Here is a 6,387-nt window from a genome sequence, read left to right as displayed (position 1 = left end):
TCCCCCCCCCCCCCCCCCCCCCGCCCCCCCCCCCCCCCCCGCCCGCCGCCCCGGCCGAGGCCCCGGCTCAGGGCCTGCGCCTCACCCGGGACCAGATCCTGGACATGACCCCGGAGCAGATCCGGGCCCTGGCTCTGGCCCAGAAGCAGGCCAGAGCCGAGGCACCGGACCAGGCGCCCCTGACGGCGTCCTCCCCGCCCGCGCCGAAGCCCGACCCGTCGGCCTGGACGTGCGGGCCCGTCTTCAAGCCGCGCACCGTCACCGGCCGGGACAACGACGTGATCACCGTGAAGGATCTCCCGCCCGGCCCTGTGATGGTCGAACTGGCCGTGAAGGGCGGCGGCTACACGGGGCTGTGGCGCCTCGACGATTCCAACGCCAAGGGGCGTCCACTCGTCAACACCACGGAGAAGGACTTCCGGGGCCGGGTGATCGCGTCCGTCCCCGAGCACGGGCGTCTGCGCTTGCGGCTGGAGGTGAGCGACTCCTGGCAGGTGCGGATCCTGCCACTGGCGGAGGCCCGGCGCCTGGCGGAGGACCGACTGGAGAACTGGGGACCCGATGTCCTTCTCCACACCCGAGGGACGGCCGACGTCACCTTCCACTTCAAGGGCAGCAGCAATTTCATCGTCCACCTCTACCGACTGGCAGGGCACACGGACCCCGCCACGCTTCCCAGTCCCGGAAGAGCCGTCGTCAACGAGATCGGCGCGCGCAGGGAGACCTTGCCGCTGCCCGAGGGTCCGCTCCTCGTCTATCTGTCGGTGGCGGACGGCCCCTGGGACGCGCGTCTGAAGGACGTGCAGCCCCACAGCAGCTGCCAGGACGCCGACGGCCCGGCGAAGCTGCCCGATCCCCGCGGGGCACTGGGCTGGCTGCGCCGAGCGAGGCGCTGAGCGGCGCTGATCGGACAGGCCTTACGGGGGAAGCGCCCGGACGCTTCCCCCTTTCCGCCTCCGTGCGGGTCAGGCCAGATTGGCCAGAACGGCGGCCATCCCCGTTAGCTGGCGTCCGGATGGCCCGAAGGAAGCCACTCGACGCACCAGCAACAACGCCCACCGAAGCTCGTAGTGGTTCTGTTCACGAGTTCCGGTTCTGGCTCGCTTTCCGTGAAGCGCATACGTTGAGTGACGGCTGGCGTCCGCAGCAGCGTCCGGGAAGTTGCCTGAAAGTGATCAGTGCCAATCTTGGGGTGGCCAACAGTTCGGCATCGTGGAAGAGACACTGCTTGGTCTGAAGGGGCTGTCGTTCCCGTCGGTCGCGAACGTGACGGTGCTGTCAGTGGAAGTGAACGACGAGGCGATACGCGTCGAGGCCCGCAGTGCGGCGGCCGGGGCGGCGTGTGCGAGTTGCGGGTGCTCTTCAAGCCGAATACACAGCTCCTACCCGCGGTGTCCCGCCGATGTACCTAGCGCAGGACGACGGGTGGTTCTGTGCCTGCGAGTCCGCACGTTCTTTTGTCTGGACGCTGTATGCGGACGGCGGACGTTCGTCGAGCAGATACCGGGGCTGACCAGGAAATACAGCCGGTGGACCGAACGTCTTCGGTCGACTCTGGCCATGGTCGGCCTCGCTCTCGCGGGCCGGGCCGGCGCCCGGATGGCGAGCGTCTTCGGAGTGTCTGTCAGCCGCAGCACGGTGCTGCGGCTGGTCGACTGCGAGACCCGTCGGCCGGTGGACCTGTTGCCCGATCGAGAGGCGTCCAGCCTGGCTGAGTGGCTGGCGAAGCGCCCTGGCATCGAGGTGATCTGCCGGGACCGTGCTCCGTTTTACGCCGAAGGCGCCACAGCCGGGGCACCCCAAGCAATCCAGGTCGCTGACCGGTGGCATCTGTGGCACAACCTCAGCGAGGCCGCCGATCGGGCCGTTGCCCGCCACCGCCAGTGCTTGCGAGTCTTGGCCCCCGAACCAGTCACGGAGGGGGCTGACATTCCCGCACCATCCGTGGTGGATCCGGCCTCACCCTGAAACAGCGACCGGTTCGCCAACCGCATCCGGGCCAGGCACGCCACGGTCCACGCGATGCTGAAAGCCGGCCACACCCGCCGTTCCATCGGCCGCCAACTTCACATGACGCATCGCACCGTCAAGAGCCTTGCCGATGCCGCCAGACCGGAAGACCTCTTCACCGGTCAGTATCAGTTCAACCGAGCCTCCGCGCTGGACGAGTACAAGCCCTACCTCGACGACCACTGGAACGAGGGCTGCGCCAACGCCTGGAAACTCCGGGAGGAGATCAGCCCGCTCGGTTACAGGGGCAGCTACGGCATCGTCAGCGCATACATCAGGAAGAAGCGCACATCACCCCGACCGGTCACTGCACAACCCCAGCACCCCGCCTGGTGGCCAGATGGATTCTCAGCCGTCCGGAAACGCTCACGGAGATCGAGCAGCTCCGGCTCAAGGCTGTGCTGGCCAACTGCCCCGAGCTTGAAGCCCTCACCGGCCACGTTCGCTCCTTCGCCCGGATGCTCACCGAGCGCCAGGGCGAACGACTCCCGGAGTGGCTCGACGCCGTCCGTCAGGACGACCTGCCCAGCCTTCACACCCTTGCCGCAGGCATCGACCGCGACCGCGACGCCGTGATCGCCGGTCTGACCCTGCCCTGGAACTCAGTCGTGGTCGAGGGACACGTCAACCGGATCAAGATGCTCAAGCGCCAGATGTTCGGCCGCGCAGGCTTCCATCTCCTACGCAAGCGCGTCCTCTTCTGCTCGTGACGCCATGCGCGCATGCCCGATCGGCACCGCTATAGCCTCCCTCTGTGGCCAAGAATTGCAGGCAGACCGAGAAGCCGAACCCGAACGCGCTACCTGATTATCAAGCGCTCCTGGACGGTACAGACTGGCCGTCCCTCGCTACAGCGTGCGGGACAGGCGAATCCCTGCCAGAGACACTGGCACGCCTCCTCGACTCCAACCCGGTCGTCAGGGAAGCCGCTGCCAAAGAGGCTCTCGGGCAGGTGACCCACCAAAACACCATCTACGAAGCCACCGTTCCCGTAGCCCATTTCATCGCATCCATCCTCCACCACCCGGCCATCACGGCAGGTGACATAGGCCAGGGCACTGTCCATCCAACGCTCGTGGGGTTGCTGGAGTGGCTCAGCGACACTGCCTACGACGCGGACGACGAGCGCGTCGCCATTGGTGAACGCCTCTACGGTGCACGGTTCTTCCACGAGTACGATGAGGTGCGCGCGTTTCGGGACCTGCGGCCGACGATCTTCTGCGCCGTCCATCCCCTCCTCTGCCACGAGAGCGCGGAAGTGCGCGACGCAGCCCTCGTCGCGGCAGTCCCCCTCGCAGAACACCCCCTTCTTGCCGAGCACCGTGGCGAGCTAGTCGGCCACGCCCACCGTCTGCTGGACACCAGCTCTGACCGCCACAACCGAGACTGTGTCCTGGACGCGCTGAAGGCCTGGGGTCACGAAACCAGCGATCTGGAGAACGCGGCCGACAGCGAAGCCCGTGAACGATACGCCCGCCTTCTGGCCGAACGCGCTTCGTTGGAAGACGACTGGACAGGTGGATGCCGCGAAGACCCGCCGTTCTAACTACAGGCCCCAGCCTGTCCTCACCGCGCGCTGATAACCGAGCGTGTCCGCGTCACAGAAGTTGAGCCAGAGCCCGTTCTCGTGAACAGAGCCACTCGTAGCGACTGCAACGCTGACCTGTAACAGCGAAAACGGCCCCCGTGCCAATGAAGTTGGGCCAACGCAACTTTGCGACAACGAAGTTGGACCGACGGTGAAGTCGTCAGGTAGGGGATTCGGTGCCCCCACCTGCCCATGCAGGTGGGGGCACCTGCCCATGCAGTCGATCAGGCTGCGCTCACGGCCTTGAGCTGGACTTTTAGCGCACGATCTGACACGGATGTTCCTCAGACCCCTACGCGTGCGGGAACCGGGACCGTGACACCTTCGAGGGACGGCAGCCGGACAGCACGCGGCGGCCCGGCCAGGGATTCCCGGGGGCCGCCGTGGGGCGTGTGAGGGACTGCTACTCGTGTTGTCCAGGAAGGCGTTGATCCTGATCTTGTCGATGCCGCAATGCCGCACAAAGGCCGCAGAGATGCTGGCGAGGACAGCGTCGCGCCAGACCATGCCCGGCGTGAGGACCTCGGCGGCCAGACGCCGGTAGTCGGCGAGCGCCCGGGCTCCACAGCCGGGCCTCGTAGCGCAGTTGGGACGCGCAGTGGGATGACGCTCGCGCCACTTGTGGAGCTCATCGATCGGGCTGCTCGAGGTGAACCAGCACCCTGCATGTGCCATGCGACGAGGTCGGCGGGCAGCTCGACCGTGAGCTTCTCGGGCCAGGATCCTTCCGGAGAGCCGACCCACCGTCCTTGGGATTGGCGAGGCAGGGGCGGCCAATCGCGGCGGTCCCACCCACGGTCGGTGATCACCTTGACGAGCGCACCCGTGACGAGGGCGCGCCCGCTGTCAACCAGTTGGCCGTGGCGCCGCAACTGCTCTTTCTGCTCCGCCAGCAGCGACCGGCGCGCCGCGGCCTCCCGAGGGGTCAGCTGCACGGTTCTGGCCACCTCCTCGTACGACAGACCATTCATGTAGATCAGAACGATGACCTCGCTCTGCCGCCTCGGCAGGCTCTTCACCTTCAGCAGCAGTTCCTCATTGAGGAAGCCGTCGGGGACGGTGTCCTCGGTCGAGCGCTCATGGCCCAGCAGCGGGATGAGGTCCTCCCCGTCACCGATCGGGATGTCGGACTTCCGGTGCCGCCGCATGTAGTCCGCGACTGCGTGCTTGGTCATCGTGGTCAGGAACGCCGGAGGATTCTCGATCCGCGTTTCGCGGCGGTAGAACGCATACCGGACACCAATCAGGGACAGCAGGTCCTCGGCCGCTTCGTCCCAGATCCCCTTACGGTGGAGGTGCTGGCGCACGAATTCCCTGTGGTTCAGGAACTCGTCGTATGCCTCCGCCAGCGAGGCGACGGGCATGAGGTCGTGCTCCCCACTGTTCTCGGGCAGGGCTGTCGCCCCGTCCGCAATGGCGGGCGGGGCGACAGCGGAGTGACCGCTGGAGGTCACGGCTACCAGCCGAACGAGAACCGCGGCCTGCCGTTCGGACGCGTGAACTCGATCCGCTCGGGGAGCAGCTGCGCGAGCAGGCGGGCAACCCTGCGCACCGTTCCGCACACCAGCTCGACGCCCAGGAGCGCGACGGCCGGCGCCAGCCCGCTCTCCAGGGGGTCCTGCCAGGCCACCGTCTCGGCTTCGATACGGAGGAGTTCGATCACGATGATCGTGATCGAGATGCCGCGCCGGCCTCGGCGCTGCCACGGCTTCGGCTGTTCACTGCACGCGGCGGCGTGCCCCGCGTGCGGCAGGGTCTTCTTGCTCATGACGTCTTCCCTCGATTGACGCTGTGCCTGCGGATCCGGCGCCGCTGTGCTGGTGACTTGGGAAGAGTCGTGGTGCCCGGGCCTGGCGGCGATCCGATCGCCCCGGCGGAGGCGATGATGCGCGCCTTGTGGGAGGGGCAGACGTCCCGTCACGGGGGCCAGACGCCCACCTCGCCGGAGACGCTTGAGGCCGCCCGGGCCGGAGTCCATCTCGCCGCTGCGCTCGTGCAGTGGTTCGTGTCGGGGGCGGTGTCGGCGTACAGGTGAAAGTGCTCAGCCACGTACGGGTGAACGTGCCCAGTTCCTGTGTCCGAGCTTTCTGGCCCGCTCTGCTCTGCGAGTAGGACCTGTGCCGTCCGCGCGATCTCGTCGTACTTCGCGGACGGGGTCATCGGCGTTGCCTCGGCTGCTGAACCCTGTGCGCGTCGCGCAGCAGGTCGGGCGCCAATCGGCGGTGTACTGCGGACAGCGGCGACCAGATGCGTGCCGCTATCGGCCGGTCGTAGCGGAGGATCGTGGCCAGCGACACCTGCTCGTCATCGACGTGGACGACGAGGTGGCCGGTCAGCATCCAGGAGTGGGCTTCGAGCCGGATCCCTCTGTCGCAGCGGTCAGCGATCATCCATCCGGCCACGTGGTCCGGTGATGCCTGCCGCTTCAGACGCAGGCCAAGAAGTACCCGCCAGATGAATTGGCCTTTGAGGCCCGCGACGTCTTCGAACGCCGCGCGGGCCCACTGCTCCGGTGACCTGTGTGAGGTGTCATTCGTGGTGAGCGTGAAGACGTCGATGTAGTCGGGGTCGGTCGGGCTGAGAGCGCGGATCACCTCGGGAATGTTGTGCTGTTGACGGACGGTCAGCACGCGATCATCACCATTCGCTCCGTCTCGGTGGACGGGACGGTTGGTTCCTGCTTCCACCTTCATCTCCTTAACTTCCCTCGGGAACTTGCCTCGGGCGAGTGCGAGTAGCGGCGTCTTCATCGACTGGCGGGGGACGGTCCTGGTCTTGCCGAGGTGCCC

The 6,387-nt window shown here is 67.1% G+C and carries 7 protein-coding genes; 4 read left to right on the top strand and 3 right to left on the bottom strand.

Annotated features, from left to right (window positions below; genetic code table 11):
• Positions 1 to 104: 104 nt before the first annotated feature.
• From ACFC0D_RS19150 to ACFC0D_RS19135, 4 genes are all read left to right on the top strand, one after another.
• Positions 105 to 896, top strand: a complete 792-nt coding sequence (locus tag ACFC0D_RS19150) for a hypothetical protein (RefSeq protein ID WP_376437142.1) — start codon at positions 105 to 107, stop codon at positions 894 to 896.
• Positions 897 to 1,560: 664 nt separating this feature from the next.
• Positions 1,561 to 1,968 (top strand): transposase, encoded by a 408-nt coding sequence (locus tag ACFC0D_RS19145; RefSeq protein WP_376437134.1) that lies wholly within the window; start codon positions 1,561 to 1,563, stop codon positions 1,966 to 1,968.
• Between the two features lie 374 nt (positions 1,969 to 2,342).
• A complete protein-coding gene (locus ACFC0D_RS19140; protein ID WP_376437019.1) occupies positions 2,343 to 2,720 on the top strand; it encodes a transposase in 378 nt (125 codons plus the stop codon).
• Between the two features lie 44 nt (positions 2,721 to 2,764).
• Positions 2,765 to 3,556: a hypothetical protein gene (locus ACFC0D_RS19135; RefSeq protein WP_376437015.1), complete on the top strand. Its 792-nt coding sequence runs from the start codon at positions 2,765 to 2,767 to the stop codon at positions 3,554 to 3,556.
• A 326-nt stretch (positions 3,557 to 3,882) separates the two neighbouring features.
• Here ACFC0D_RS19135 and ACFC0D_RS19130 read toward each other — a convergent pair whose 3' ends face one another.
• The 3 genes from ACFC0D_RS19130 to ACFC0D_RS19120 all read right to left on the bottom strand — a co-directional run bounded on the left by ACFC0D_RS19130 (position 3,883) and on the right by ACFC0D_RS19120 (position 6,285).
• Entirely contained in the window at positions 3,883 to 5,052 is a 1,170-nt protein-coding gene (locus ACFC0D_RS19130; protein WP_376437012.1) for a sigma-70 family RNA polymerase sigma factor, read from the bottom strand.
• Between the two features lie 2 nt (positions 5,053 to 5,054).
• Positions 5,055 to 5,366 carry a hypothetical protein gene (locus ACFC0D_RS19125; protein ID WP_376437009.1) on the bottom strand — a complete coding sequence of 104 codons (312 nt, stop codon included), beginning with the start codon at positions 5,364 to 5,366 and terminating at the stop codon, positions 5,055 to 5,057.
• A gap of 388 nt (positions 5,367 to 5,754) precedes the next feature.
• Positions 5,755 to 6,285: a hypothetical protein gene (locus ACFC0D_RS19120; RefSeq protein WP_376437006.1), complete on the bottom strand. Its 531-nt coding sequence runs from the start codon at positions 6,283 to 6,285 to the stop codon at positions 5,755 to 5,757.
• Positions 6,286 to 6,387: the final 102 nt, after the last annotated feature.

The sequence above is a fragment of the Streptomyces sp. NPDC056222 genome (genome assembly GCF_042264065.1).
In the GTDB taxonomy this organism is placed as follows: Bacteria; Actinomycetota; Actinomycetes; order Streptomycetales; family Streptomycetaceae; genus Streptomyces.
This window is presented reverse-complemented; position numbering and strand designations above follow the sequence as displayed.